Annotated in this window: 20 protein-coding genes and 1 pseudogene; 9 read left to right on the forward strand and 12 right to left on the reverse strand. The window is 58.1% G+C overall.

Going from position 1 to position 26,236, the window contains the following annotated elements; translation table 11 throughout:
- Window positions 1–47 precede the first annotated feature (47 nt).
- The 3 genes from ACH6CX_RS07770 to ACH6CX_RS07780 all read right to left on the reverse strand — a co-directional run bounded on the left by ACH6CX_RS07770 (window position 48) and on the right by ACH6CX_RS07780 (window position 6,865).
- On the reverse strand, window positions 48–2,222 hold the full coding sequence (locus tag ACH6CX_RS07770; RefSeq protein WP_305080573.1) for a S8 family peptidase: 2,175 nt from the start codon (window positions 2,220–2,222) through the stop codon (window positions 48–50).
- A gap of 615 nt (window positions 2,223–2,837) precedes the next feature.
- A complete protein-coding gene (locus ACH6CX_RS07775; protein ID WP_396675253.1) occupies window positions 2,838–4,910 on the reverse strand; it encodes a S8 family peptidase in 2,073 nt (690 codons plus the stop codon).
- A gap of 455 nt (window positions 4,911–5,365) precedes the next feature.
- A complete protein-coding gene (locus ACH6CX_RS07780) occupies window positions 5,366–6,865 on the reverse strand; it encodes a PKD domain-containing protein (RefSeq protein ID WP_396675254.1) in 1,500 nt (499 codons plus the stop codon).
- 980 nt (window positions 6,866–7,845) lie between these two features.
- Between ACH6CX_RS07780 and ACH6CX_RS07785 the strand changes: the two genes are divergently transcribed.
- The 6 genes and pseudogenes from ACH6CX_RS07785 (at window position 7,846) to istB (ending at window position 13,566) form a co-directional block, all read left to right on the forward strand.
- Window positions 7,846–8,442, forward strand: coding sequence for an RNA polymerase sigma factor (locus tag ACH6CX_RS07785; protein ID WP_396675255.1), 597 nt, complete (start codon window positions 7,846–7,848; stop codon window positions 8,440–8,442).
- Window positions 8,432–9,052 (forward strand): anti-sigma factor family protein, encoded by a 621-nt coding sequence (locus tag ACH6CX_RS07790; protein ID WP_396675256.1) that lies wholly within the window; start codon window positions 8,432–8,434, stop codon window positions 9,050–9,052. The genes ACH6CX_RS07785 and ACH6CX_RS07790 overlap by 11 nt, the downstream gene beginning before the upstream one ends.
- A 49-nt stretch (window positions 9,053–9,101) precedes the next feature.
- On the forward strand, window positions 9,102–9,584 hold the full coding sequence (locus ACH6CX_RS07795) for a hypothetical protein (protein WP_396675257.1): 483 nt from the start codon (window positions 9,102–9,104) through the stop codon (window positions 9,582–9,584).
- Window positions 9,585–9,666: 82 nt separating this feature from the next.
- Complete coding sequence (locus tag ACH6CX_RS07800) at window positions 9,667–11,013, forward strand: outer membrane beta-barrel protein (RefSeq protein ID WP_396675258.1); 1,347 nt, start codon at window positions 9,667–9,669, stop codon at window positions 11,011–11,013.
- A 300-nt stretch (window positions 11,014–11,313) separates the two neighbouring features.
- Window positions 11,314–12,839, forward strand: a pseudogene (istA, locus tag ACH6CX_RS07805) (IS21 family transposase).
- Window positions 12,826–13,566, forward strand: coding sequence for an IS21-like element helper ATPase IstB (gene istB / locus ACH6CX_RS07810; protein WP_396675259.1), 741 nt, complete (start codon window positions 12,826–12,828; stop codon window positions 13,564–13,566). Before istA ends, istB begins: the two are co-directional and overlap by 14 nt.
- Window positions 13,567–13,745: 179 nt before the next feature.
- Here the strand turns inward: istB and ACH6CX_RS07815 are convergent, their stop codons facing one another.
- The 5 genes from ACH6CX_RS07815 to ACH6CX_RS07835 form a co-directional block, all read right to left on the reverse strand.
- Entirely contained in the window at window positions 13,746–14,468 is a 723-nt protein-coding gene (locus tag ACH6CX_RS07815; protein WP_396675260.1) for a hypothetical protein, read from the reverse strand.
- Entirely contained in the window at window positions 14,465–15,181 is a 717-nt protein-coding gene (locus ACH6CX_RS07820) for a hypothetical protein (protein WP_396675261.1), read from the reverse strand. Before ACH6CX_RS07820 ends, ACH6CX_RS07815 begins: the two co-directional genes overlap by 4 nt.
- Window positions 15,182–15,764: 583 nt before the next feature.
- Window positions 15,765–16,634: a hypothetical protein gene (locus ACH6CX_RS07825; RefSeq protein ID WP_396675262.1), complete on the reverse strand. Its 870-nt coding sequence runs from the start codon at window positions 16,632–16,634 to the stop codon at window positions 15,765–15,767.
- On the reverse strand, window positions 16,631–17,869 hold the full coding sequence (locus tag ACH6CX_RS07830; RefSeq protein WP_396675263.1) for a tyrosine-type recombinase/integrase: 1,239 nt from the start codon (window positions 17,867–17,869) through the stop codon (window positions 16,631–16,633). Before ACH6CX_RS07830 ends, ACH6CX_RS07825 begins: the two co-directional genes overlap by 4 nt.
- A gap of 203 nt (window positions 17,870–18,072) precedes the next feature.
- Window positions 18,073–18,948, reverse strand: coding sequence for a YicC/YloC family endoribonuclease (locus ACH6CX_RS07835; protein WP_232940221.1), 876 nt, complete (start codon window positions 18,946–18,948; stop codon window positions 18,073–18,075).
- Window positions 18,949–19,075: 127 nt separating this feature from the next.
- On the opposite strand from ACH6CX_RS07835, the gene rph reads away from it, so the two are divergent.
- Entirely contained in the window at window positions 19,076–19,795 is a 720-nt protein-coding gene (gene rph, locus ACH6CX_RS07840; protein WP_232940219.1) for a ribonuclease PH, read from the forward strand.
- A 36-nt stretch (window positions 19,796–19,831) separates the two neighbouring features.
- Here rph and ACH6CX_RS07845 read toward each other — a convergent pair whose 3' ends face one another.
- On the reverse strand, window positions 19,832–20,605 hold the full coding sequence (locus ACH6CX_RS07845; RefSeq protein WP_232940217.1) for an exodeoxyribonuclease III: 774 nt from the start codon (window positions 20,603–20,605) through the stop codon (window positions 19,832–19,834).
- 215 nt (window positions 20,606–20,820) lie between these two features.
- Here ACH6CX_RS07845 and pyrE point away from each other — a divergent pair, with 215 nt between their 5' ends.
- Window positions 20,821–21,471: an orotate phosphoribosyltransferase gene (pyrE, locus tag ACH6CX_RS07850; RefSeq protein WP_232940215.1), complete on the forward strand. Its 651-nt coding sequence runs from the start codon at window positions 20,821–20,823 to the stop codon at window positions 21,469–21,471.
- Between the two features lie 41 nt (window positions 21,472–21,512).
- The gene (locus ACH6CX_RS07855; RefSeq protein WP_232940213.1) at window positions 21,513–22,103 is read left to right on the forward strand and encodes a hypothetical protein; all 591 of its coding nucleotides are present in this window, start codon (window positions 21,513–21,515) and stop codon (window positions 22,101–22,103) included.
- Between the two features lie 114 nt (window positions 22,104–22,217).
- Here ACH6CX_RS07855 and slmA read toward each other — a convergent pair whose 3' ends face one another.
- The 3 genes from slmA to ACH6CX_RS07870 form a co-directional block, all read right to left on the reverse strand.
- Window positions 22,218–22,829, reverse strand: a complete 612-nt coding sequence (gene slmA, locus ACH6CX_RS07860) for a nucleoid occlusion factor SlmA (RefSeq protein WP_396675264.1) — start codon at window positions 22,827–22,829, stop codon at window positions 22,218–22,220.
- Between the two features lie 142 nt (window positions 22,830–22,971).
- Entirely contained in the window at window positions 22,972–23,880 is a 909-nt protein-coding gene (gene argB, locus ACH6CX_RS07865; RefSeq protein ID WP_232940210.1) for an acetylglutamate kinase, read from the reverse strand.
- Between the two features lie 45 nt (window positions 23,881–23,925).
- The gene (locus ACH6CX_RS07870; RefSeq protein ID WP_237062144.1) at window positions 23,926–26,223 is read right to left on the reverse strand and encodes a phosphomannomutase/phosphoglucomutase; all 2,298 of its coding nucleotides are present in this window, start codon (window positions 26,221–26,223) and stop codon (window positions 23,926–23,928) included.
- Window positions 26,224–26,236 lie beyond the last annotated feature (13 nt).

The following is a 26,236-nucleotide window of genomic DNA, read 5'->3' on the forward strand; positions in this document are numbered from 1 at the left end:
GGGAAAGGCCGGCATGGTGCCGGCCTTTTTTTGTGCCCGGGTTTTACTCAGGGAGTCGCCTGGGCGTCAAGTGAGACACCGGAATAATCCGAGTATCCCTGCACGCTGATATACCAGGTGCCCGCCTGCGGGTTGTCGATGCTGCAAGTCTCGCTGTTACCGTTGCGGTATGGACGGCAGACGTAGTCCTGGGTCGTGGGCTGGGAGCCGAAATTGACGTACAGGTCCGCATCGCCGCTGCCACCGGACATCTGCACGTCCAGGGTGCTGCTGCCAGCCGCTACTTCCAGCGGAAAGTGCTGCCAGGAACCGGCCGCGCCGGAAAGGTCGCTTTCCACAACGCTGCTGGCACCGCTGCCGCTGTTCTCCTGGAAGCTGCCCACCAGGCTTACACCGGAAAAGCTGTTATAGGCCCGCAGCATGACGTGGTAGGTGCCTGCCTGGGGCGTGGCAAAAGTACAGGTTTCACTGTTGCCGGTGCGGTAGGGACGACAGTCGTAAGCTTGGGTGGTGGGCGCCGAACCAAATCTTACATACAGGTCCGCATCGCCGCTGCCGCCATAGGTTTCAAACTGCAGGTCGGAGGCGCCGGCGGGCACTTCCATGGTGAACTGCAATTCGGTGCCCTGGACTGCCTGCAGATTGTCCACCGCTACCCCGTTATAGAGCGCGTCATCGCCGGGTAATGGGTCAGTTCCCCCCCCGTTTACGGCGGCCACTGCCGCAGAGGCGTCGACAATGCCGGTTCCACACTGGTTACAGGTGGCCGGGAAGCTGCGCGCGGTGCTGGCCAGTACCGATTCCACCTCGTCTGGCGTAATCGCCGGGTCCAGCGAGTAAAGCAGAGCCGCGGCACCGGCTACATGTGGGGTTGCCATGCTGGTCCCCTGGTAAAACGCGTAGTTGTCGCTTTCCGGTCCCTGGCTGCCGCTGTTCAGGGTCGACAGCACGCCGTTCGAGGAAACCGAGGTATCACCACCCGGCGCCGCGACGTCGACAACATCGCCATAGTTGGAGTACCAGGCGCGTCCGCCGGAGCGGTCTACCGATGCAACCGTTACCACACCGTCACAGTTGGCCGGGTTGGCATTACTGGCATTGGTGTTGGAGTTGCCTGCGGCCACTACCACGGTTGCCCCCAGGCTGCGCGCCGTATTAATGGCGTTCTGGGTGGTGTTGCCGCAACTGCCGCCACCGCCAAGGCTGAGGTTGAGTACCTGGGCCGGGTTGGCATTGGCCGGTACGCCTGCCACTGCACCGCCGGCGCCCCAGATCATTGCGTCGGCAATGTCAGATGTGTAACCGCCACAGCGACCCAGCACGCGGATCGGCACCACTTTCGCCTTGTAGGCTACACCGGCAATACCGGCGCCATTGTTGGTCGCCGCCGCCACGGTGCCGGCGACGTGGGTGCCGTGCCAGCTGCTGCCGCTCTCGGGCTCGCCTTCACCACAGGCCCCGGCAGGAGCCCAGTCGCCGGGATCCAGTGCGTCGCCGTCGCGCCCGTCGCCATCCTGGGCAATGGTGCTGTCGGAAATCATGTCATAGCCCGGCAGCAGGTTATCCAGCAGGTCCGGGTGCGGGCGATAGCCGGTATCGATAACCGCAACCACGACGCCCTCGCCCTGGGTGGTGTCCCAGGCATCTGGCAGGTTGAGGCCTGCGGTGGGCTCAAAATAGTGCCACTGCTCGTTGTAGCGGGGATCGGTTGGCACGGCCTGTGGCTTGAGCAGCAGGTCCGGCTCCACATACTCGATCTCCGGGTCCTGGCGCAGGCGCTGCATGATAGCGCCGAGGTCACGGGCGTTTGCGCCCTTCTCCAGACGAAGCAGCTGCGCACCAGTGGCCAGGCGACGCATGTGCTTGAGTTTTGCCCCGGCGTTGCGGGACAGGCGGCTGACTGCGGTATCCGACATGCGCTGTGCAGCCATCGCCGATGCGGAAGCCCCGGGGACATTCTTGTATTTCACAATCAGCCGGTCGGTAACAGCGGCTGTGTCCGCTGTCGCAGTTGCCATACTGGTTGCCGGCACCTCTGACGGTGAGCGGGTTTCTACAGCGAGGCTGTTACCGGCGGCCACCATGGTCAGCAAGCCGGCCAGGGCCCGCGACAGGGTGCCGGGTAAATTACCACGGGTATTTCTCGATAGGGTTGTTATCTGTTTTCGTTGTTTTGTTTTGGTTCTCATTACTTCCAGGTTCTCCAGAATGATACGTTCCATTGCAAATTGCTTTTGGCAAATCGCGACGATTGAATCTTTTCTTGCAGGCCCTCCTCTGTTGCTGAATTGAGTAGTGAAATTTTTTAAATTTGCTATCCGATACTGCGGCCCACGCAATAAAAAAGCCGCAATCAGCGGCCGGGGATCTCTGTGTGTCCTGATAATGGTGAAGATAAAGGCTGTAAACGGAAAAGGCCGTTACTTCCTCATCATGTTTGGAAGGCTGACGTTGCTTTGCGCGCCAGAATCTTTCTAATTCAAATTGCTCGATTTTTAGTGGTAAAAATTAACATATGAAAACTTTCCTCACAGATGGGTTTTGCCAGATATAAGAGCTATTCGAGCAGCGAGAATTAAAACGTTTTCTTCTATTTACTAGATAATAGAAAAGGTATTTTTAATATTGGTGCTCACTTTTCATTGGCTGGTAATGTGCTGCGTTGAGGCAAAAGAGGCCGGAAATACCACTGACAGGTAACGTCTACCGGTAATGAATGGGCAACTGGAAAAGCCCTTCAGGTTTTCACCCGGACAGGCTTCGGACTCGTGCTCGCCACCTGAAAAAAAGCCGGCATCAGGGATGCCGGCTTTTACAGTCAGTATGACCTGTGTGGATTACTCGCTCGCCTGGGCCTCTACAGTGACGCCAGAGTAGGCGTCATAGGCCCGCAGGCTGATATACCAGGTACCGGCCTGTGGGTTGCTGATGGAGCAGGTCTCACTGTTGCCCCAGCGATAGGGCCGGCAGTCGTAGCTGCTCGTGGTGGGCTGCGAACCAAACCGAACATACAGGTCGGCGTCACCGCTGCCACCAGACATATTCACATCCAGTGAGGTCATGCCGGCATTCACCTGCAGGGTGAAGTGCTGCCACGAACCACTGGCGCCGGAGAGATTGCTCTCGGTCCACCCGGTCGGTCCACCACTGCCGCCGCCGCTCTCGTCAAAACTACCCACCAGGTCCACACCGGAGAAGCTGGTATAGCCCCGTAGCATCACGTGATAGGTACCGGCCTGGGCATTGGAGATGGAGCAGGTCTCGTTATTGCCGTTCAGGTAGGGACGGCAATCATAGGTCGAGGTGGTTGGTGCCGAGCCAAAGCGGACGTAAAGGTCAGCATCGCCGCTGCCACCGGAAATCTCGAACTGCAGGTTCGAGGCTCCCGCCGGCACTTCCAGGGTGAAGAAGAGCTCGTCGCCGCTGTTGCCGGACAAACCGGTCTCTGCCACGCCATTTTCCAGCACGCCGGTACCGGGATCAGGATCGGGACCGCCACCACCGGAAACTGCCGCCACCGCAGCGGCCGCATCTACAATCCCGGAACCGCACTGGCTACAGGAGGAGGGGAAGCTGCGGGCGGTATCGCTGAGGATGGATTCCACCTCGGTGGGTGTCAGTGAACCGTCGAGCGCGTACAGCAGTGCCGCGGCACCCGCCACGTGCGGGGTGGCCATGCTGGTGCCCTGGTAAAAGGCATAGTTGTCACTGCCCGGGCCCTGGCTGCCACTGTTCAGTGTGGACAGGACGCCGTTGCTGGACACCGAGGTATCACCACCAGGTGCGGCCACGTCCACGACGCTGCCGTAGTTGGAATACCAGGCGCGGCCACCTGAGCGGTCGACGGAGGCTACCGTCACCACGCCCGAGCAGTTAGCCGGCGTGGCATTGCTGGCATTGGTATTGGAGTTACCGGCAGCAACCACCACTGTTGCACCCAGGCTGCGGGCAGTGTTGATGGCATTCTGGGTGGTGCTGCCACAGGAGCCGCTGCCACCCAGGGACAGGTTCAGTACCTGGGCCGGGTTGGCATTGGCGGGGACGCCACTGACATTGCCGCCGGCGGCCCAGATCATGCCGTCGGCAATATCCGAGGTGTAGCCACCGCAGCGACCCAGAACCCGGACCGGTACCACTTTAGCTTTGTAGGCAACACCGGCAACACCGGTGCCATTGTTGGTGGCTGCGGCAATGGTGCCGGCCACATGGGTGCCATGCCAGCTACTGTTGCTGGCCGGAGAACCGGAGTAGCAGGCACCTGCCGGGGCCCAGTCGCCCGGGTCGCTGGCATCGCTGTCCCGGCCATTTCCGTCCTGCCCTACGGTAGCGTCGGAAATCATGTCGTAACCCGGCAGCAGGTTATCCACCAGGTCGGCGTGGGGACGGTAGCCGGTATCCAGTACCGCGACATTGACGCCCTCACCCTGGGTGGTGTCCCAGGCAGTGGGCAGGTTCAGGCCGCCGGTGGCTTCGAAATAGTGCCACTGCTGGTTGTAGCTGGGATCATTGGGGGTGGCCATGGGTTGCAACAGCAGGTCCGGTTCGGCGTATTCCACGGTCGGGTCCTGCTGCAGGCGGCTGATGATGGCCGCCATGTCAGCACCGCCACGGCGGTTCTCCAGTCGCATCAGCTGGGCGCCGGTAGCAAGACGCCGCATATGCGACATTTTTGCACCGGCCACCTGGGACGCACGCTCAATGGCGGTTTGTGACATGACATTGGCGGCCCCTATCTGCGCATTGTCCTTGTACTTGATGATGATGCGGTCGCTGACCATGGGGGTACTGGCCAGGGCGGCGGAGGGCTGGTTCGTTTCCACCGCGAGTGCCTGCAGGGAGAAGGAGGCACCCAGCGCAATAACACTGCTGGCTGCCACAGTCCCGATCAGTTTTTTTATCGGATGCTTCATTGTTTCTCGGTTCTCCATAATTATTATCGACCTTTCCCCTTGTGGGGGGCAGGTCACAATTTCAGCGGCAAAGCCGCTTCTAGAGACTTCCTTGACTGAATAAATTTGCTTAAATCTGTGCTGAACCTTCTCTCAGGAGACCTTAACCGGTCACGGCTTGCCGGGTTCACCGGCCTTTCTAATGCCAGCACCAAGCAGTGACGTTGCAGTAATATTTCCCTCAATAAAAATGCTGGGAAGTCGAGGATAGGGGCGCCAGAAAAAGAGAAAGAAAACTGGAATGATGATTCTTATTCCAGAGTTGAGAATTGGTCGTGGTTCACCCTGGATGGCTTGCGAGCCTGATCAATAAATCGGAAAAGAATTGGGTGGGAGTATTATGGATATTCGCTGTTCGAATATTTTTGAAAGTGTCCACGCTGGTGACGGGAGCCTGGGGCTCCCGTCCAGCCGGTTTATTGTATCGCGGGTTTGCAGAAAGGGTCGCCACAGCTCTGGTCACGGTCCTCGAGTGTGACAGAACAGGAGGCAGTATCCGTATTGCCGTTAGCGTCGGTCACGGTAAGGCGAACCGAATGGGACGAGAGCTGCTCACCACCAGAGTAGAAGGTTGCCGAGTGGGGCCCGATGCCGGAGCGGGTGGTGCCATTCGGGAGCTGCCAGCGGTAATCCAGTGCAGTGCCGCTACGGCTCTCTGATCCGTTGCCGTCAAAGGAAACAGTGACCTGTGTTCCCTCGGCCCAGCGCGGTGACATATTACAGCGCGCCTCGGGCGCCATTGAGGCCACCCTTTCCGGTACCATCGTTGCGTAGGCATCCTTGGCCGCTTGCAGGTAGCGGCTGCCATAGTAGTCGGGCAGGTTGGCCATCCAGCTGTGGGAGGTCGTATACCATTTCTGGTAATACCAGTTGCCGATCGTGCCTGAGCTGTCAGTCCCCGTGTCCAGCTCGGCAAACGCGCGCACTTCGTGGCTGAGGTCCTCCAGCGTCCCATTTATAAACTGTCGTCCGGCGACATGGTTGTGAATCAGCAACCGATCACGCTTCAGGGGTGTATTGAATACACCGTTGAAAAGGTCGGTTCGATAAGTGAAATCGTGGACTGTGTACGTCTGCCCCAGTAAAGATATCTGTCGTGGAATTGGATTGGTGATCTTACTGTATTTGTCAGTGCCGAGTTCATGGTGCGCAGAATCCGGATTCGCGACCGGATCATACAGCTGTACAAATACAGGTACCTCGGGCATCTCGTCCTTGAACTTGCTGGCGAGCATGGTCGCCAGGGTGCCACCGCGGCTGTGTCCGACCAGGTAGATGAACTTCATTTCAGAACGATAGAATTTCTTGCGCAGCCACTGATAGTGCGCGTTCAGGATTTCGTGCTGGTTGTCTCTGGTAAAGTCATAGTTAAAGCGGGCGTCCATGGCAACTGCCATAAACGTACGTCCCATATCGAAAAAACCATCGGTGGCAATTTCGTAGGGAACCGAATCCGGCAGCATGGGGATGTTCTTGTTGGCCAGGTTGAAGTCGCTGTGGTCGAACAGGTTGTCCCAGTCCTCGCAGAGCCCAATGCCGCTCGCCTTCGGGGTTTCAGCATCAAAATACTGTCCCCCAATAAAATACATCAGTGTATCCACCGATGACTTCTGCGGCGCATTGTAAGTGGCGATGATGGTGCGCTTTTGCTTGCCGGTGGAGACGCCATTGTGTTCCCACTCGGCAAACTCCCCCTGGGTCTTGCCGTTACAAAACAATGGCCCATCGTAGCGACAGTAGCGTACACGCTGGGCGTAAATCATTTTGGGAAATCCGGAAGAACTGCTGCCGTATACTCCGCAGCCGAGATAGGTGGGGCTACTGCCGCCGGCGCCGTCATCGGGATAATCGGGCATGTCAGCCCGGCTGGAGACGGTGACCAGCGCCATGACAGACAGCAACATTAATCGAAACATCGATCCTCCTTAATCAATTTATTCCTTTAATGGGAGGAGCAATGCTGACAGGTTTTTTTGCTGGATACAGTTATAAGCAGGTTAATTTTTCTTTTTGGGAAACAGTGCGCAATATTTTTCCGTTTTGTTCTCGCTACCAAAAAAATATCGTTTAAATCGGAAGGTCTGTGGCGGCGTCCTGCCGCCTCAGGGGGATAACAGCCAAGACACGCTTGGCCTGGCGCAGTGAGGGCCGGCAGGCGAAAACTGCGGGTTATTCGATATTCTGCACCTAAACGTAGACTTAGATGACTTACATAATATAATACGGTGCCTGACTAGAATGCATGTAACTTTGTGGTACAAGTCTTGGTACAGAGTTCTGTGAGGAGTCAGAGGGTCCCGCCTAGTGTTGAGTCCAAGAAGTGACCGAGAATCTTGGTAGTGTCAACTACTTCCGGATAGTATGTTAAGCCTTCCCTTCCCTTCCCTTCGGAATGCAACCGGAGTCAGTGCGTTCCAATGTTTAAATACGCGAGTGAAGCTGCGAAGATCCGCCAACCCGACCTTTTCAGTCACATACCTCAGTGCATGCCCCTGGTTTTACTGCGATTTCCCACCAATAGTTGTGTAATTCATGAATTGAGAGTCGGGCTGCTTAGAAATTGAGCGCCTGGGGCTTGCAGGCTGTCAAGAAAGCTTCAGGAAGAAGGCTCTCGGGAACTCCCCAATGGTTGGGAACCGCGAGCCATTTTCCCGGGTAAGGCCCTCATTAGGAGCATGAACTTCGTTTTCGCTCAGTAGTCGAAGCCCTTCCCTCTCATTCACGGCAGACTCTTCCATCTACGATATGCTCAATAGTTGATCAGAGAGGCCAAGAGTTGATCGCCGTAAATCATCCCTTAAAAAATGGAACCCCTCGCGGTGCTTTTGCGTGTAACTGCCTAAGTGGGAAATATTTTCTGCAGCCAGTAAGCGTGATTAAAAATTAGACAAATGAAATGACCCTATTTAGTTTTCCGGCCAAGCAACCTGAGCAATTCGAGTCATTGCTTGGGCCTCATACCGACAGTCTCTTTCGACGCGCTTACCACTTGACCCAATCGCGCAGTGATGCCGAAGAGCTTTTGCAGGATCTGTTGCTGAAACTTTACGAAGATAGCCCGCGCCTAGCGGAAATCCGCGATGTGAAGTCCTGGGCCATGCGCGCCCTGTACAACCTGTATGTGGATGGCTGGAGGCGTGAAGTCAGACAGCCAGAGCTTCACTCGATCGAGCAACTGACCGAAACCGGCGAGCGGCTTCCTCCCTGTGACCAGCCAGACCCGTTAGCGCAAGCTAGCAGCGCGCAAGACTGTCGCCGCCTGCGCAGTGCATTAATGAAGCTCAATGTCGAGCATCGCAGCATAGTAGTTATGCACGATATCGAGGGCCACTCGCTGCCAGAGATTGCACGCCAGTTGGATATTGCCTTGGGTACGCTGAAGTCGCGCCTACATCGGGCGCGGCAAAACCTGCGGGAACAGCTACTTGAGATGGAACTCTCTGTTCCCAAAGATCGTGTAACCAGTCGGAGGTTGGCGAACCATGAACTGTAAATTATTTGATGATTTTCTTGATCACTATCTCGACGGCCTAATGGATGCCGAGCTAACGATGGTGATCGACGCGCACATCGCTGATTGCGGACGCTGCAGAAAGTTGAGAGACCAGGCCCGGACACTGCAGTCGCAGCTCGCTAACCTGAATGCTCCGTCCGTAGACCGGGGCCTTTATGAGCGAGTGTGGCAGCCAGTGCGTGAGCGGAAGGCCAAACCCGCTGGCAGAAGGCGCTGGATAGCCCCGGGACTGGCCGCTGGATTCATGCTGGCGATACTGCTGGTAGCCGTGGTGCCGGATCCAAGCAGTAAGGTACCCACAGTGGAACTGGTATTGCTTGAAGAAAAGAATCTTCAGCTGGTATTCACCAGTGAAGAAGAAGTGGATGGGGCGACATTCTTCATTGAGCTTCCGGCCCAGGTTAAGTTTGCTGGTCATCCTGAGCGTCAGCAGGTGAGCTGGAATGCGAATCTGAAGCAGGGCAAGAATTTGTTGCGCCTGCCAGTCGTTGCGGACGGTGAAGTCGATGACCTAATGACAGCGCGTATTCGAACCGCTAAATGGGAGCAAGTTTTTGAACTCCGCCTGAGTACAAGCTCATCGACCTAAGTAGGTAAGCTCCAAAAAACTGAAATCAACCATAAAAAGGAACAACACTATGACCAAGAAAACTCCTTCGTTTGCCTCTCTGAAAGTTGCCACTTGTTGTGCAAGCTTCTTGCTGGTATCTGCCATGGGGCACGCCGATGACATTCCTGACGCAGAAGAGCTCATTGAGCTGGCTCAGGTAACGATGGATGTAGTCGAGTCGGCGGACGCGGATGAGCTCCTCAATAGCATCGAAGTCGAATTCGAGTACGAAGAGGAGTTCGAGGACGACGACCAAGGCGAAGATGAAGACGAAGACGACGAGGAAGAATACGAAGATGAGCACGAGGAAGAAGACGAGTACGAAGACGAGGATCATGATGACCTAGATGAGCTGGATGACCATGACGACATGGAAGACCACCTCGAGGATATTGAGGACCAGCTTGAGGATACTCAGGAGGAACTTGAGGACGCCCAGGAAGACGCCCTGGAGGATCTCGAAGACGCCGAAGAAGATGCTCTAGACGATCAGGAAGAAAGTGACGACTAATTAATCGAGTCGGCAAATTTCGACTGCCGCCCCTGGCTAGTGTCCGGGGCGGTTTTGTCGATTTAGCGGGGTAACAATGCTAATGAAAATTTATCAAACTGCTCGTCCAGCCGGAAAATCAAAACATGCGAAAGACATATCTACAGGGCACGGGACTTTGGGCAAGCATCGATTGCTTAGCGCGCTAGCCGGACTGCTATTGACGGGAACTGTGTCAGCGACTGAACCCGGTACAAGACAACTGGAATCAGGTATTGAGCAGTTCAAGCGGGGTAACTTTGAAACAGCGCTAATGCATCTAGAGACGGCTCAGGAGCTCGGTAACCGTGAGCCACAGCTCTTTTACAACCTGGGCGTGACTCATTACAAGCTCAAGATGTACCGCCAGGCTATCGCCAATTTCAAGAAGGTGCAGGGCACCGATCTAGAGGCACCCGCCAAGCTAAACATCGGCCTTTGCTGGGATGCTCTCGGAGACCAGCGTAAGGCTGAGAAGGCATTTCGTGCCGCTCGCGGGAGTGAAAATCGCAAAGTCGCTTATCTGGCCGGCCAGAGGCTAGGCAAGAAGCGCGCTAGTAATGAGCGTGGCTCAAGCGATCGTTGGAGTCGCAACCTAGAGTGGGATGTCTACGCAAATGTCGCCGGCGGCTATGATGATAACGTCACTTTGGTGGCCGCAGATGCTCCCAGTCAGCAGGCTGACAGTTACACCCAGAGCTACTTTAGCGCTCGTTTTGGTTTCGCTGACTCTGCTAGAGTTTACGCTTCTCTGTTCGATATTAATTATGCAGATATAGATTCTCAGGACTTTGGCATCGGCAAAGTCGGGATGGACTACCCGCTGCGCGTTGCCGACTGGTACCTTCTTCCCTCGGTGAATATTTTCCAGTCCAGCCTTATGGGTAGCGACTATCAGGAGGGCCACGATCTAAAGTTTAAGGCGCGCCGCTATTTTGGCAAAAATGCTTTTACCACCAGCTATCGCTTCACCGAGTTTGATACTTCAGATCCTTTGTTCGAAGCTACCGCGGGTGCCCGTCACCGGCTGCGCTTCGAATACAAAGTGCCGACCGACTTCGGAGAATTGCGCGGGCGCTATCAATACGAGACTAATGACCGCAACGATAGTCCGCTGCGTAGCTATTCGCCGGATCGCCACGGCCTTGCATTGCGGTACAAAAACAGCTGGAGTGTCCTACAGGGTTACCTGGACCTAGACTGGCGCAGCAGCGATTATGGTTCCATTGTGACAGTGCCGCGTGAGGATGAGCGGTTACGTACAACTATTGGTGCGAGCTATCGACTGACGGCCAACTGGGATTTAGGCTTCAGGTACCAATATACCGACAACGATTCCAACCTTGCTGAGGAGAGCTACACCCGAAACCAGTTTCTTTTGGATCTGAGCTTCGGCCTGCCACGGCTCTAATACTCTCATTCTCACATGCTCTCTCCGCCCGGCCGGAGAGAGTGTGGTTTGCATTCCGGTACTGTGGGCAGCGAGTATAGGCGTTGCCGCGCACAATGGTCCGACCTTCGACACAGCCCACTCTCTCCTGTGCATGCCGCTGAATATCCCACCGCCCAGACCACAGTTGTTAATGGCCATCTAAACTGACCCACCTCTGGCCAATAATTTTGACCCACCTCAGGTGGCCCCGGCCACCAAACTCTGTAACCCTCCCCGCCTAAAAAACAGGCAGGGGACAGATCATTGAAGGAGTGGGTTGTGATACACAAAATCAAAGGCCTGTACGACAACGGCCAGGGCCTCTCAATCCGAGCCATCGCCCGGGAACTGGGCATCTCCCGCAATACCGTACGCAAGTACCTGGCCATGGATGAGGCCGCCGTCGATGCGGCCCAAGCCGATCCGTCCCGCACCAAACGGCTGGACGAGCACCGTGATTTCCTCATCCACCAGCTCAAGGCCTACACCAAGCTCAGCTCGGTCAAACTGGCGCGGCGCCTGCGCGACAAGGTGGGCGAACTGCCCGCATCCGAGCGCAGCCTCCGCCGCTACGTACAGGGGCTGAAGCAGGAGGTGGCCGCCGGGCAGTGGCGCTACTATGAGCCGGTGCTCGACGCGGTACCCGGCGTGCAGTGCCAGGTAGACCCCGGGGAGCTGCGCGGCGTCTGGGTCGGCGATCAGGAGCGCACACTGCACTTCGTGGTGTTTGTACTGTCCTGCTCGCGCCTGATGTACGTGGGCGTGTCGTTCCAGCCGCTGGACACCGAGACCTTCACTCAGCTGCACGACGATGCCTTCCGCTACTTCGGCGGCGTCACCGAGGAGTGCGTCTACGATCAGACCAAGCTGGTGGTGATCGACGAGCAGTACCGCGAGCTGAACCTGAACCAGCGCTTCCACCAATACGCCACCAGCGCCGGTTACCGCATCCATGCCTGCGTTGGCTACGACCCCGAGAGCAAGGGCAAGGTGGAAGCCGGGGTCAAATACGTCAAGCAGGACGCCCTCTACGGCGAGCGCTTCGCCGATGAAACCGCCGTGCGCGCACACCTGCACGACTGGCTCGAGAGCGTCGCCAACGCCCGCGTACACGGCACCACCGGCCGCATACCCCGGGAACACTTCGACATCGTCGAGCAGGCCCAACTGCGCCCCTACCTGGTGCCGGAGAGGCTGCTGTACCAGCGTCCGGCCACCGACACACGGCGGGCCGACAAAACCGGGCTGATCTCCTGGAAAGCCAACAAATACTCCGTACCCATGCCCTGGCAACAGGCCCAGGTGGGCGTCCATGAGCAGGCGGATGCACTGCACATCCACGACCTGGAAACCGGCGACGAGATCGCCCGCCACACCCTCTGCAGGGAAAAAGGCCGCATCATCAAGAACAACAACCACTACCGAGACCCGGCCCAGCGCATCGCCGATCTGGAAAACGCTATCGGTGACCTGCTGCCCGCAGATCAAGCCACGGTACTATGCCGGCGACTCAAAGAGACCTCGCCGCGGATCTACAAAGATCAGCTGGCAGGCGCCCGCGACCTGCTGAAAGCCCATGTGCCGATCGACCCGGATCGCCTGAACGAACTGCTACAAAACCCCGGCTCACCGCCCGCCAGCTGCGCCAGCACCTGGAGGCCTGGCAGCAGGCGCGAGTGCGCGGGCGGGACACAACCCCGGACTACCACCCCGGCAGCGGCAGCCAACTGGCGCCGGCGGGCCTGAGCGCCTACGCCCAACTTGGCCGCCCCAGCGGACAGGAGGTGACCCATGAGCCTGCTTGAGCGCACCACCGCGCAGTACCGGTCCCTGCGCCTGACCGCGGCCGCCAGCGGCCTGCCAGACCTGCTTGCGGAAGCGGAGCAGCAGGAGCTGTCCTACCTGGACTTCGCCCAGCGTCTTGTCGACCACGAAATCAGCGTGCGCACCTGCACCCGCATCGAGCGCCACCTGAAACAGGCCCAGTTCCCGGCGGAAAAGCCGCTGGAGAGCTTCGACTATCGCCACCAGACTACCATCACCAAGCGCCAGGTGAACGCCCTGCTGGACTTCGGCTTTATCGACCAGCGCCAGAACCTCGTGTTTATCGGCCCACCCGGCGTGGGCAAGACCCACCTGGCCATTGGCATCGGCCAGAAAGCGGTCCAGGCCGGCTACAAGATCCTGTTCCGCACCGCGCTGGCGCTGATCGAAGAGCTGGAGTTAGCAGAGATGAAAGGCGAACTAAAAAAGCGCCTCAGCCAACTGGCGAAGTGCGATGTCATCATCATCGATGAACTGGGCTACCTGCCCATGACCCGTCAGGCTCGCTACAACTTGTTCCAGCTGATCAACAGCCTGTACGAGTACCGCTCGATTATCCTGACCACCAACAAGGACTTCACCGCTTGGGGTGAGTTCTTCCACGACGACAATGTGGCGGTACCGATCATCGACCGGATCATCCACCACTCACACATCTTCATGCTGGGAGGAGAAAGCTATCGACTGAAGCAGAAAACCACCGCTTAAACCGCACCGGGTGGGTCAATTTTATTGGCCAAGGGTGGGTCAAAATAGATGGCCATTGACAACAGTCATTAAAGATGTGCTGTTTTGTACCGTAGAAAGGAGAGAAACCCACAATAATTGTGGGTTTTATGTCTAGAGCCAGGAGGCAGCTGCATACTAAGAACCAATTGAGCGGCTGGTTAACTACTCGTTGCAGATAAAGTTTTATAAAGTTTTTTGTCCGCGTCAGCTATCGGTTGCCTCTTTGCTGATTTAGACGCGATATTGGCGCTGAGTCTAATATCGGCTGATTGATGGTCATTTAGAAGGCGAGAAAGCATCAATGCTGCAATGGCGCAAAGCTCTATGAGTGCCGCTAGGGTGGCTTGGGTCAAGTTTAATGTGATTGGCGGCGCGCTGGATACCGTGCTTTCAGGTTGTTCAGCAATAAGCTTGGAACGAAGCCGTTCCTCGTCCCGTAGTTTCGCCAAAGTGCTATTGGCGCGGGCCCGATAGCCATTCTCGAGGTCTTTTGAGGCGGACTGCTGTAACAAGGAAATCTGCTTGCTGACGGCTGAGACTTGGTCCTGCCAAATTTTGAAGCTCGTGCTCTGGCTCAGCTGCAGAGAAGACTTAGTATCTTCAGCCTCCGAAAAATAGGCCCATGATGCGGCTAAGGAAATGGCAACAAGCGTTGAGCCTAGAACGTAGCATGCCAGGGCAATGAAGTATCGCCTGCGCACCCAAAGGACCAGTGCCGCCGGAAACAGTGAGAATTTCATTAGCTCGAGAGCAAGTCCGGTAGCCGCATTAACACCTACCAAAAACGGGGTATCTGCAAACGTTACGCAAAATAGGACCGTGTATGCGGCTGAGATGGTGCACAACGCAAGGGCTACAGCCGAAAAATTCCATCTGATCAAAATGTAGACTCCTTGCTTTCTGACAGCTTGGTGTTGAGCTTCGCTGTTGTCCGGTCACCATGGCTATATTCTGCCAACCATTGCTTAAGAGTCTGCTCATAAGGGGAGGTATTCTCCCCATGATTACCGCACTCGCTGGTTACCCCATTACCGCGGTTCGGAGCACCCGCAGTTCCATCAAGCTGAACACACCGCTGTATGTGGGTTTCAGGCAACCTGGTGTTTGAGAAAACTGTTTGGGGGTTGTTCGGGTGCTGTTCAGGGGTTGCTTGAGATCTGTTTGGTTTGGTGAGCCCAAACCGTTCCAGAAGATCACCATGAGCTAAATTTAGCGTCTGCAAAGTCTGCTTGTTTAGCTTCTCCCCCTTCAGCACAGCGCCGGTAAAGATCAAGCCTTTGAGCTTACCCATTAGATTGCTATACCAGCCCTTACGCTGCGGCTCGGGGAGTCGTGCATTTCGCCAAAACTTGGCAAAGGCACTTTTCTTGCCTGCTTTGAATTGGTTGTTGGGAAGTATTGATCCCGGGCGTCCGTGCTTGGTTTCACGCTGCCGCTCAATCTCCGCATTGAAGATGACGAAGCGGCTTTCTCCCGTGAGCGCACAGGTGAACTGTAGCTGTACACCATGAAGACGTCCCTTATTGAAGCGGCCAGTGCTGTAGCTTTCAAAGACGTAAAGCGTTTCTCCCAGTTGATGGGCAATCTCTGACACCAGCTGCTCAAAGTGTCGATTAAGCCAGTTTCCAGGGACCGGCTGGCCTGACGACGGAGTAATCATGAGGCGACCGCAAGCCACTTCCATTCGATCGCCGCGATGGAGCAAGTGTGCCACCAGCGATGGTTTGGGCAGCGGAGTCACAGGGCTAGGATCTGTAACATGAATGTCTGCGGAATCTTGAGGGCACACGTTCAGTGCCCCAGAGATTCGGCTTCTTCGATAAGTTTTGCCCGTAGTTCCAAAAGATACTCACCAGGCCAAACGGTCATTTTGGGACCAATTCGCAGTCCACGTTGCACTTTCCCAGTCTTTGCCCAGTGCCACCAGGTCGACAAGCCGCAAGAAAACAATCGGGCACACGCCGGCGCTCGGTACATGGCATCTGGGTTAATGGGTTGGGAGAGGTATTCATCTTGTTGCACGTATCAGCACTCCTGTGGGTAATTAGCTGGGGCTGATATGTACTCTATGTGCCAGAATCGAAAGAAAGAACAGATTTTTGGGGGTCACTGTGACCCATAAAATGTGTCACTTTTCTCGAAAGCCAGGGAAGACCTAGCTCATTCCGGTGTCACTCTTATTCAGCTTTCTTCTTCCGCCTTGCTGTGGCCCAGTCAGGGCGAATGCACTTAGCGAACTCTTTAGCAATCCGATCTTTGTAGCCGAGATCTTCGAAATATTTAACTACATCAACATTGTAGGGGTACGTTTCTTCTCTACCTGGGGCGACTTCGTCAGGATCCCAAAATTGATTAGCTGCCATTACCAGCATGCGAAGGCCTTCTCCCCAGTGTTCTGGGATGCCTGACTTGAATCCCGGTGTTGCTGTTTTACTCGCCTGTATAAACGAAAGAATGCATTTTTCAGATACTGCTAGGTTGCCAGCAATTATTGAGCCTTCTTTACGGATTACGTATTGATCGACTGCCTGGCGCCTGGTGGGCTCGGCGAAGTTTGAATATTGAATAGCAGACTCAATTTCATTTTTGGTAAATGGTCGGCCAGTATTATCAGTAGGGCTACATGCTCGAATCACTGGCAGCCCGTCAGAGTCCAAGAGTTGGATGACGCTTGTGTCAATAGTTGTTGCGCAACATTGTTCAAAACCTTGCATGGTTAAATGATAGTGCAGGTCTTTCGCGATACTGCGAGCGTTAATGGGGTCAATTTGTATTATTGCGGGGCCATACCGAAAGTCATCGGTTAGGGGCCATACACTCAATGTTGTATTCGATACGTATCCGTTTATGTCAGGTAAGTTCAGGGTGGCATGTAACCAGTCGCCGAATTGTGGATGCCTGTCTAAGATCTCCCCTGGCTCTATGAACATATATAGCGATACATCTCCCGAAATAGCCGATTTCAATAAAGATCTAAAATCAACACTAGGGAAATTCATGGCTATATCCTTGAGCGGTACCACATCTATCTCGGTGATATTAATCATACGAATGGTTCTAGTTTATTTAGTACTTGAGCCCATTTTGCGAAGGCTAATTTTCGTTCATTGAAATAGGTGTACTGGTTGTAGACACCCTCGACGCCTTTTATCACGTGGTTAAGGCACATCTCTGCTACATCCCGCTTGATTCCGAGCTCAGCAAGATGAGTGCGGGTGGTTCTTCGCAGGTCGTGGATGGTGAAGTGCTCCATATCCGGCAGGTTGGCTTTAATCCGGTCCAGTGCCCGGTTGAGGGTGTCTGAGGAAATGTGGGGGGTACCTTTTTGCTGCATCTTGCGGGCGGGGAATACCCAGCCACTTCGGCCAGCGTAGCGCTTCAACTCCGTAAGCCACTCAACCGCTAGCTCAGGTAAGGGGATGGCAATACTTCGCTTGGATTTGTTGCCCGCTTGTAAAAGCCAAATTCCTTCATCCAGGTCGATATGCTCCCAGCGTGCGGTTAGGAGCTCCATTTTCCGAGCGCCCAGTAGGATCAATAGCTTGATGGCTAGCTCGTTTTGTCTGCCCAGGCTGTCCGTCCGATGCATAGCCTGAAAAAATTGAGTCAGCTCCGCTTTAGTCAGCCAGCGACTTCTAGCACTGCGCTTGCCGCCAGCATCCTCGATACCAAACGGTTGCGCGGGATTGGAATCGACAATGTGGCGCTTGATGGCGTGGTCGAAAATTGCCTTGAGTATGCCGGACAATCGGTTGGCGACAGTCGGGGCATCCTTGGCTGTATTGGTGAGAATAGTGTCGATATGGTGGGGTTTTATGTCTTCGACCTTGAGGTGACCGATAAATGGCAGCAGCCGCTGGTCGATTTGCCGGCGAACGGGTTGGGGATGTTTGTAGTTGCCCTTGAGGTGGCGCTGCCAGATATTGCGGTCGTACCAGTCGTCGGCGAGCTGGCTGAAGGTCATTGCCAGACGATCGGCCTCAGTCTTGGCGCGGCTTTCCTGGATGCGTTCTTGCTTTTCCTGGGCAACGTCATGGCCAAGGGTGACGCGAGCGCGCAGGCGTTTGGCTTCCTTACGGGCCTCCGCGAGAGTCATGCTGGGGTAATCACCCAGCCACATGGTGCGGGCTGCACCTCGAAAGTTATAGCGCAGCCGCCACTTGGGATTCTTGAAGGTTTTACGGAAGACCCAGTACAGACCGTTCTGTTGGTCTGATTTGCCTTCCGTGTAGGTCCCTTGCGCTTTCCAGCGCCGAAGATCCACGTCGTTGAGTGCTCCCATGGCGATCCTTGCCTAGTGCCCAATAGTTGTACCAAAACCAAAGATAGAATACTTGGTACAAGCTTTGGTACAACCTTATGCTTAGATGAGGCTGGATTATCGCCAGTTGGCGTTAGCTTAGTCTAGAGGGAAATTGGTCTGGAAGTCATGAAAGACGGGGCATCAGGCGCTTTCACTTAGATTGGCCAGAATGCCCCAAGACATCACTCGATGTTTTGCACCTGCTCGCGCATCTGTTCGATCAGCACCTTGAGCTCCACCGCAGCCTGGGTAGTATCGGTGACGACAGACTTTGAAGAGAGTGTGTTGGCCTCGCGGTTGAACTCCTGCATCAGGAAGTCCAGTCGCCGGCCGATCGCGCCACCGCCGGCGAGCACCCGGCGGGTTTCCTTGACGTGGGCCTCGAGCCGGTCCAGCTCCTCATCCACGTCCGCTTTCTGTGCCAGCAGCGCGATTTCCTGCTCGATGCGATCCTGGTCCAGTTCGTTGAGCAGCTCTTCCAGGCGGGTGCGCAGTTTTTCCCGCTGGGATTCGAGAATCTGTGGCAGCAGCTGGCGCACCGACTCCACCTGCTGTTCAATGCCCTCGAGCCGGGCTTCGATAAAACTGCGCAGTTCTGTCCCCTCGCGCTCGCGATTGGCGATCAGCTGGTCGATGGCCTCGCGGAATGCCGCCATCACGGCCGTTGCCTGCTCTTCCCGGTCGATATCCTGCTCGGCAATCACGCCGGGCCACTGCAGGATGCGCAGGGGGTCCAGGGGCATGGTGTCGAGTCCGGGAGCCACCTGGCGCGCAGCCTGTTTCAGCGCTTCCACCAACGGCTGGTTGATCTCCAGGCCGGTGCTGGCGAGATCGCTGGGCTTGAGGGTCAGGGAAAGCTCCACCTTGCCGCGGCTCAGCTGCTTGCGCAGGGCCTCGCGCAGCTTGGGTTCCAGTGGCCTGCCGGCCTCGGGCAGGCGAAAGTGTGGCTCCAGATAGCGGTGATTGACCGAGCGCAGCTCCCAGACGGCCGTTCCGGTGGCATAGGGTGCCTCTGCGCGTCCGAAGGCGGTCATACTGCGAACTGGTTTCTGGGCCATGGTCTCTCCCGCAAACAGAAAAATGGTCCGGCATCATAGCATAGCGACAGGCGCTACCGGATGGCCCCGCGGCACCGCTGAATGCGCGTATAATGAAAAGCTTTGGATGCAAACGCGAGGTGAATTTATGCAACGTCCCAGCGGCCGCCAGCCGGAACATATGCGCGCAGTGAAGATAACGCGCAACTACACCCGCCACGCCGAGGGCTCGGTGATGGTGGAGTTCGGCGATACCAAGGTGCTGTGCAATGCCTCCGTGGAGAGCGATGTGCCGCGCTTCCTGCGCGGCCAGGGCAGTGGATGGATCACTGCTGAATACGGCATGTTGCCCCGCTCCACCGGTTCCCGCATGGGTCGCGAGGCCGCGCGCGGGAAGCAGAGTGGCCGCACCGTGGAAATCCAGCGGTTGATCGGTCGCTCCCTGCGGGCAGCCGTGGACCTGGGCCTGTTGGGTGAACACCAGATCACTGTCGACTGCGACGTAATCCAGGCCGATGGGGGCACCCGCACGGCCTCCATTACCGGTGCCTGCGTGGCACTGGTGGACGCGCTGCGTTATATGCAGCGGGAGAAAATCATTAGTGTCGACCCGCTGAAGAATATGGTGGCGGCGGTGTCCGTGGGCATCTACGAGGGTGAGCCGGTGCTGGACCTGGACTACCCGGAGGACAGCCAGGCGGATACCGACATGAACCTGGTAATGGCCGAGGACGGCGGCATGATCGAGGTTCAGGGCACTGCCGAGGGTGCGCCCTTCACCGAGGCACAGTTCGCGAAGATGCTGGCGCTGGGCAAGGCGGGTATCGACGAGCTGGTGAGCCTGCAGAAGAAGGCCCTGGCCGAGTGACAATCATGGCGGCGGGCGCGGCCCGCCGCCGCTGCGTCATACTTCCAGCTCGTAATCCATGATCACCGGCAGGTGACTGGAAAATTCCACGTTCTTGTTGATGGCACCGTACTCGATGCGATTGCGCAGGCCATGTGAAGTCACCTGCATATCGGTGCGCCAGCCATCACCCTCGCCCACTGTGCCGCTGGGCCACCAGGTGAACTCGTCGGCATCCTTCACCACCTTGCGGAAGGCGTCGATATAGCCGATATCGTTGAACAGCTGGTCCAGCCAGCGCTGTTCGTGGCGCATGAACCCCGGTGTATCCTGGTGGTCCTGCCAGTTCTGTACATCGGCGCGGCGGTGGGCAATGCCCCAGTTGCCGCAGAAGATGAAATCGCGGCGCTTGCGGCTGATCTTGGTCAGGTGGGCCTGCATGTCGTCGAAGAACTGCACCTTCTTTTCCAGCGAGGCCTCGTCCCCGGCGGCCGCCTGTGGCGCCAGCAGTGAACCGACGCTGAGTCGCTCGAAATCGGCCTGCAGGTAGCGGCCGTACATATCCTCGCCATTGGCGAATCCCATGCCGAAGATGATCGCCTTGGGCTGGCTGCGGGTGTAAATCGCCACGCCATTCTCATGCGGGGTGCCGGAGTCGAAGAAGTAGCTGTAATAGCCATCCGGATGGAAGATCGGGTGATCCAACTCCGGTTCCAGGGAGCGGAGGTCCTGCAGGCAGATGATGTCTGCGTCCTGGTCCGCCAACCAATCGTACAGGCCGCGCTGTGCCGCCTGATGCACGCCGTCTACCGACAGACTTACTATTCGCATTGTTTTAGCCCCTTACCAGCGGACTAGTGTTCGGATTCATACAGAGGCATCGCGGCGTATGATTATACGAGCACTCCCCGCGCGCGGCAGCCACGGCCCGGATAGCGCCTTTCAGTATGAGGCAGTACACTGTATTAACTAGCATTATTTGACATGTCTCCCGCAGGGCTGCGGGTAGATCTCCCTTCACCTTAGCCAATAGTTAGCAATTTTTCATGCAGCAGTATCAGCGCGACTTTATCCAACTGGCCCTGGACCACCAGGTGCTGTGCTTTGGCGACTTCACCCTCAAGTCCGGGCGTCGCAGTCCCTACTTTTTCAACGCCGGCCGATTCCACTCCGGTGCCGCCCTGGCCGCACTGGGACATGCCTATGCCGAGGCCATTCTGGCGTCGGGAGTGGAGTTCGATGTCATCTTCGGGCCGGCATACAAGGGTATACCACTGGGGGCGGTAACCGCTGTCGCCCTGGCGCAGAAAGGCGTGGACAAGCCCTTCTGTTACAACCGCAAGGAAGCCAAGGCCCACGGCGAGGGCGGAACCTTAGTGGGTGCGCCCCTGGAAGGCAAGGTCCTCATTATCGATGACGTTATTACCGCCGGCACCGCCGTGCGCGAAGTGATGGATATCATCGACGGGCACAACGCCGAGGCGGCCGGCGTGGTCATCGGCCTCAACCGCCAGGAGCGGGCCGGGGAGGATACGGAGCTGTCGGCGATTCAGCAAGTAGAGCGTGATTACAGTGTACCTGTGATCAGCATCGTGCAACTGGACGATATAATCAGCTACCTTAGTGAGGAATCGCAGGACAGCGAAACCGTACAAAAAATAATCGAATACCGGCAGCGCTACGGCGTGGCGGGATAACTGCGGTTGCCGCCGCAGGCCGGGACGGAAAGAGTGATTCGATGAAAATCTCCACAGTATGGCCACTCCTGGTGGTGTTGGCCCTGCCGGCACTTGCCATCGCCAAGCAGGATGGCCAGGTACTTTACCGCTACACCGATGAAAATGGGGTACAGGTGATCGACGACCTGGTGCCACCGCGCTATGTGGCGGGGGGCTACGAGATAATTACACCCTCCGGCCGGGTCCTGAAGGAGGTGCCCCCGGAACTGACCGGTGCCGCCCTGGCAGAGAAGAAGCGCCGCCTGGAGCGGGAAAAGACCGATCGCGAATTGCTCAAGCGCTACAGCAGTGTGGCGGATATCGAGAGCGCCCGCGATCGCAAGCTGGCAATCGTGCAACAGGATATGGCAATCATGCGCTCCAATATTGCCAGTCTCGGTTCGCAGATCGAGCGCGAGGAAGACGAGGCGGCGCGGATCCAGCGCAATGGCGGTGAAGTGCGTCCCGAGCGCCTGCAGCGCATTGAGGACCTGCGTACCGAGATCGAGGTGCTTGAGGAGCGGATGGCCCTGCGACGCAAAGAGGAAAAGCGCATCAACGCCGAGTTTGACCGCGCGGCGGGGCGCTATACCGAGATTGCCGGCAAGTAGCCGGCCCGGCCGCAGTCCGCACTGTGGCCTGTCCCCCCCTGTTTTCCCATCGGGCCCGGCCGGGCCCGAACTTTCAGCCGGTTCTGGTTGTCTATCAGGATGAGGAGCCCGCGCTCAGGCGTGCGCGACAGGTACCGGTTCGCGGAAGAATCCCGCAATGAGCACGGGCCACTGCTCGGCCCAGTACTCGGTGGGCCGGCGGCGGAAACCGCTGCGCACATACTGGACGATGCGACCTTCGGCGCTGGCCATCAACAGGTTGGCGGCACCGCCCAGCGGGATCGCCGGGCGCAACTGCTCGCGCAGCTCGGCGTCGCGGAGAACCTGCTTGAGCTGGGTCTCGAGTCGGTCGAAAAACTGCAGGATGCGTCCGTGCAGGCGCTCGGTCTCCCCGGTCAGCGCATCGCCGGTGAGCAGGCGGGTAATGCCCGGGTTGCGCTCGCAGAAGGCCAGCAGCCGGTGGAGGATCTTCTGGCAGCGCAGGGGTGCCGATGGTTCTTCCTGCAGGATCATGGAGACGCGGCTGAAAATCGTCTCCTCGATAAACTCGATCAGGCCCTCGAACATCTTGGACTTGCTGGGGAAGTGCCGGTAGAGCGCTGCTTCCGAGAAGCCCACTTCCTTGGCCAGGGCCGCGGTGGTAATGCGGGCGCCGGGGCTGGCCTCGAGCATATGTGCCAGTGCCTGCAGGATCTGTTGTCGCCGGTTGATTTTTTCGCTGCTCATTCAGTGCCTTTGACCCGGGGACGGCCCGGGGTTATCCATTCTTGTTATTGCCCACCGCACCGGAGCGGCGGGCGGTGGAATCCTAACGATTCAGCGGACGCGCTTCAATCGGCGCTCCGTCGGGCGGGGTGCCGTCGGGATTTCAGTCCGCGGCCTCGCCGTCGGTGATCAGGGTGCCCACACCGGTATCGGTGAAAATTTCCAGTAGCACCGCGTGTGGTACGCGGCCGTCGATGATATGGGCCGAGGTGACGCCGGCCTTGACCGCGTCCAGGGCGCAGGCGATTTTCGGCAACATGCCGCCGTGGATGGTGCCGTCGGCAATCAGGCCGTCCACCTGCAGGGTGGACAGTCCGGTCAGGACCTCGCCGTTTTTGTCCTGCAGCCCCGCCACATTGGTCAGCAGCATCAGTTTCTCGGCGTGCAGGTACTCGGCAATCTTACCGGCAACCAGGTCGGCATTGATATTGTACGAGGCTCCGTCCTCACCCACCCCGATGGGCGCGATCACCGGGATAAAGTCGCCGCCGATCAGCATATCGATAACATCGGTATCGACGCTTTCCACTTCCCCCACGTGGCCGATATCGATGATCTCCGAGGCGTGCAGCCCGGCGGTCTCGCTTTCCATCAGCAGTTTCTTGGCGCGAATCAGCAGCCCGTCCTTGCCGGTGACGCCCACGGCGCGACCGCCGTTTTTGTTGATCAGGTTGACGATCTGCTTGTTCACGGTGCCGCCCAGCACCATTTCCACCACATCCATGGTTTCGCTGTCGGTGACCCGCATGCCATCGACGAAGCGCGACTCGATATTGAGTTTCTTCAGTAGCTCACCGATCTGCGGCCCGCCGCCATGGACCACCACCGGGTTCATGCCCACCAGCTTCATCAGGATGACGTCACGGGCGAAGCTGTTTTGCAGGGCCTCGTCCACCATGGCATTGCCGCCGAACTTGACCACAATGGTCTTGCCGGTAAAGCGCTGGATATAGGGCAGTGCTTCGTTGAGCACCTGCGCCACACGCAGGGCAGATTTACTGTCCAGGGACATAAAGCGGTAATTCCTTGTCGTCTATCGATTAAGCCATCGCCGGTCTCAGAGCGCCAGCGAGGGTTCCACTTGCTTCAACTGGGCCGTCACGCGCGCGCGGATTGCCTCCAGGGCCTCTTCCGACTCCGCCTCGAAGCGCAGGGTCAGCGCCGCACCGGTATTCGACGCGCGCACCAGCCCCCAGCCCTCGGCATACTCGATGCGCAGGCCGTCGGTGGTGTCCAGGGTGGCCTCGCCGAAATCCACCTGCGCACGGAAGCGCTCCACCAGGGCGAATTTATCCTGCTCCGCCACCGGCACCAGGATTTCCGGGGTGCTGACCAGCTGCGGCAATGAATCCAGCAGCTCGTCCAGCCCCTGTTCGCGCAGGGCCATGATTTCCAGGATACGCGCTGCGGCATAGATGCCGTCGTCGAAACCGAACCAGCGGTCCTTGATGAAAATGTGCCCGGACAGCTCCCCGCCGAGAATGGCACCATTCTCCAGCATCTTGGCCTTCATCGGTGCATGACCGGTCTTGCCCATAATGGGCAGCCCGCCGTACTGGCTGACCAGCTCGCCCAGGGCGCGGGAGCTCTTGACGTCAAACACCACGCTGGCGCCGGGGTTGCGGGCCAGGATATCCCGGGCCAGCAACATCACCAGCTGGTCGGCCCAGGCGATGCGGCCGCTGCGGGAAACCAGCGTCACCCGGTCGCCGTCGCCGTCGAGCGCAATGCCCAGGTCGGCTCCGGTCTCCGTGACCTTCTCCACCAGGGCAGCCAGGTTTTCCGGGCGCGAGGGGTCCGGCGGATGATTGGGGAAGTCGCCGTCGAATTCGCAGAACAGGCGGGTTACGTTGCAGCCCAGGTGCTCGAACAGGCGCGGCGCCAGGTGCGCGGTGGCACCGTTGGCGGCATCCACTACCAGCCGCGGTTCCCCCGCCAGGGCCACGTCGTTGAAAATCTCGTCGACATAGAGGTCCTGTACATCCTGCTGGCTGCTGCTGCCGCGGCCCTCGCGGAAGGGACCCTGCATCATCAGCTGCCGCAGTCGCTGCAGTTTCTCCTCGGCCAGGGGGCGCCCGCGCAGGAGGATCTTGAAGCCGTTGAATTCGGCCGGGTTGTGGCTGGCGGTCACCATCACCCCGCTGCTGCCGTTCCTGCCCCGGGCACAGGCAAAGTAGAGGATGGGTGACGGCACCAGGCCCAGGTCGACGCAGTCGCAGCCGCTGTCGAGGATACCCTCGATCAGGCAACCGGTGAGCAGCTCGCTGGAGTTGCGGCCGTCGCGTCCCACCATCAGCAGTTCCTCGCCGGCATGCAGGGCGAGTGTGCCCAGTGCGCGGCCCAGCTGGTAGGCAAACGGCTCGTCGATCTCCTCGCCGGCAATCCCGCGGATATCGTAGGCGCGGAAGACGTGGGCCGGAAAATCCCTGACGGCGCCCATGGCCGAGCCCGGGGACTGGTCCCGGTCCTCCGCCGGTTGCCGGGATTTTTCTGAGCCCTCGTTGCCGGCGGTTGCCCGGGGGGCTGTCGGGGTTGGCGGCACACCCGGATAATCTGCGCTGCGGCGTTTCGGTGGCTGCGCGTTCTGCCACGGTGCGGGTGTATCGCGGGGGATAAATCGCCACAGCAGCCACAGCGTGACCAGCAGCCCGATGCTCGCAACGACCAGCAGCCACAGCGGCGCGATGCTGTTTTCCCGGGCAAAGTGCGCCGAGGGCCGGAGCTCGACTTTCAGGAAGCTGCCCGGAACGCCTGCTGCTACGGTCTGGCCGGTGCCCTGCCCCGCCTGCCAGAGAGGCTGTGGCGGGCCGCCGGGGAACTGCTGGATGACACGGATCTGGCCGGCCGCAGTGTCGAATCCGGAGAAGACCTTCTCCAGTGCCGCGAGCGGCTCGGAGACCAGTGCCACGCCACCATTGGTGGCGGCGGCGCCGTGCAGCTGCCAGTTGTTGTCGCTGCCGGTGCGCAGGAACTCAAGCGCCTGTGCCTCGTTGCGGGCGCCGCGCTCCAGTAGGTCCACCAGGGCAAAGTTGAGGCGCGGGTTCTCGCCGGCGCCGACGCGGACCTCCCCGTCGCGGAATACCTGTACCGACCTGCCGGGCTGGCGGGTTGCGGGATCGCGGGCGACGCTTTCCAGGTAGCGGTCGCGTTCAGCCACTTCTTCAGCCACCCGGCCCGCGAGTACGCCCGCATGGGCCGTGGCAGCGCTTTCTACTGCCCGCTGGTTGTGGGGGGACACCACGTGCTGGTGCAGCAGGTAGGCACCGCCGGCCCAGGCGACCAGGGCCAGCAAAGCCGGCAGCACCAGCTCGCGCGGGATGCGCGATACCGGGGAGGAGCTTGTTTCTGGGGACACGGTAGTTATACGT

This window comes from Microbulbifer sp. JSM ZJ756, from assembly GCF_044383805.1.
GTDB classification, from domain to species: domain Bacteria; phylum Pseudomonadota; class Gammaproteobacteria; order Pseudomonadales; family Cellvibrionaceae; genus Microbulbifer; species Microbulbifer zhoushanensis.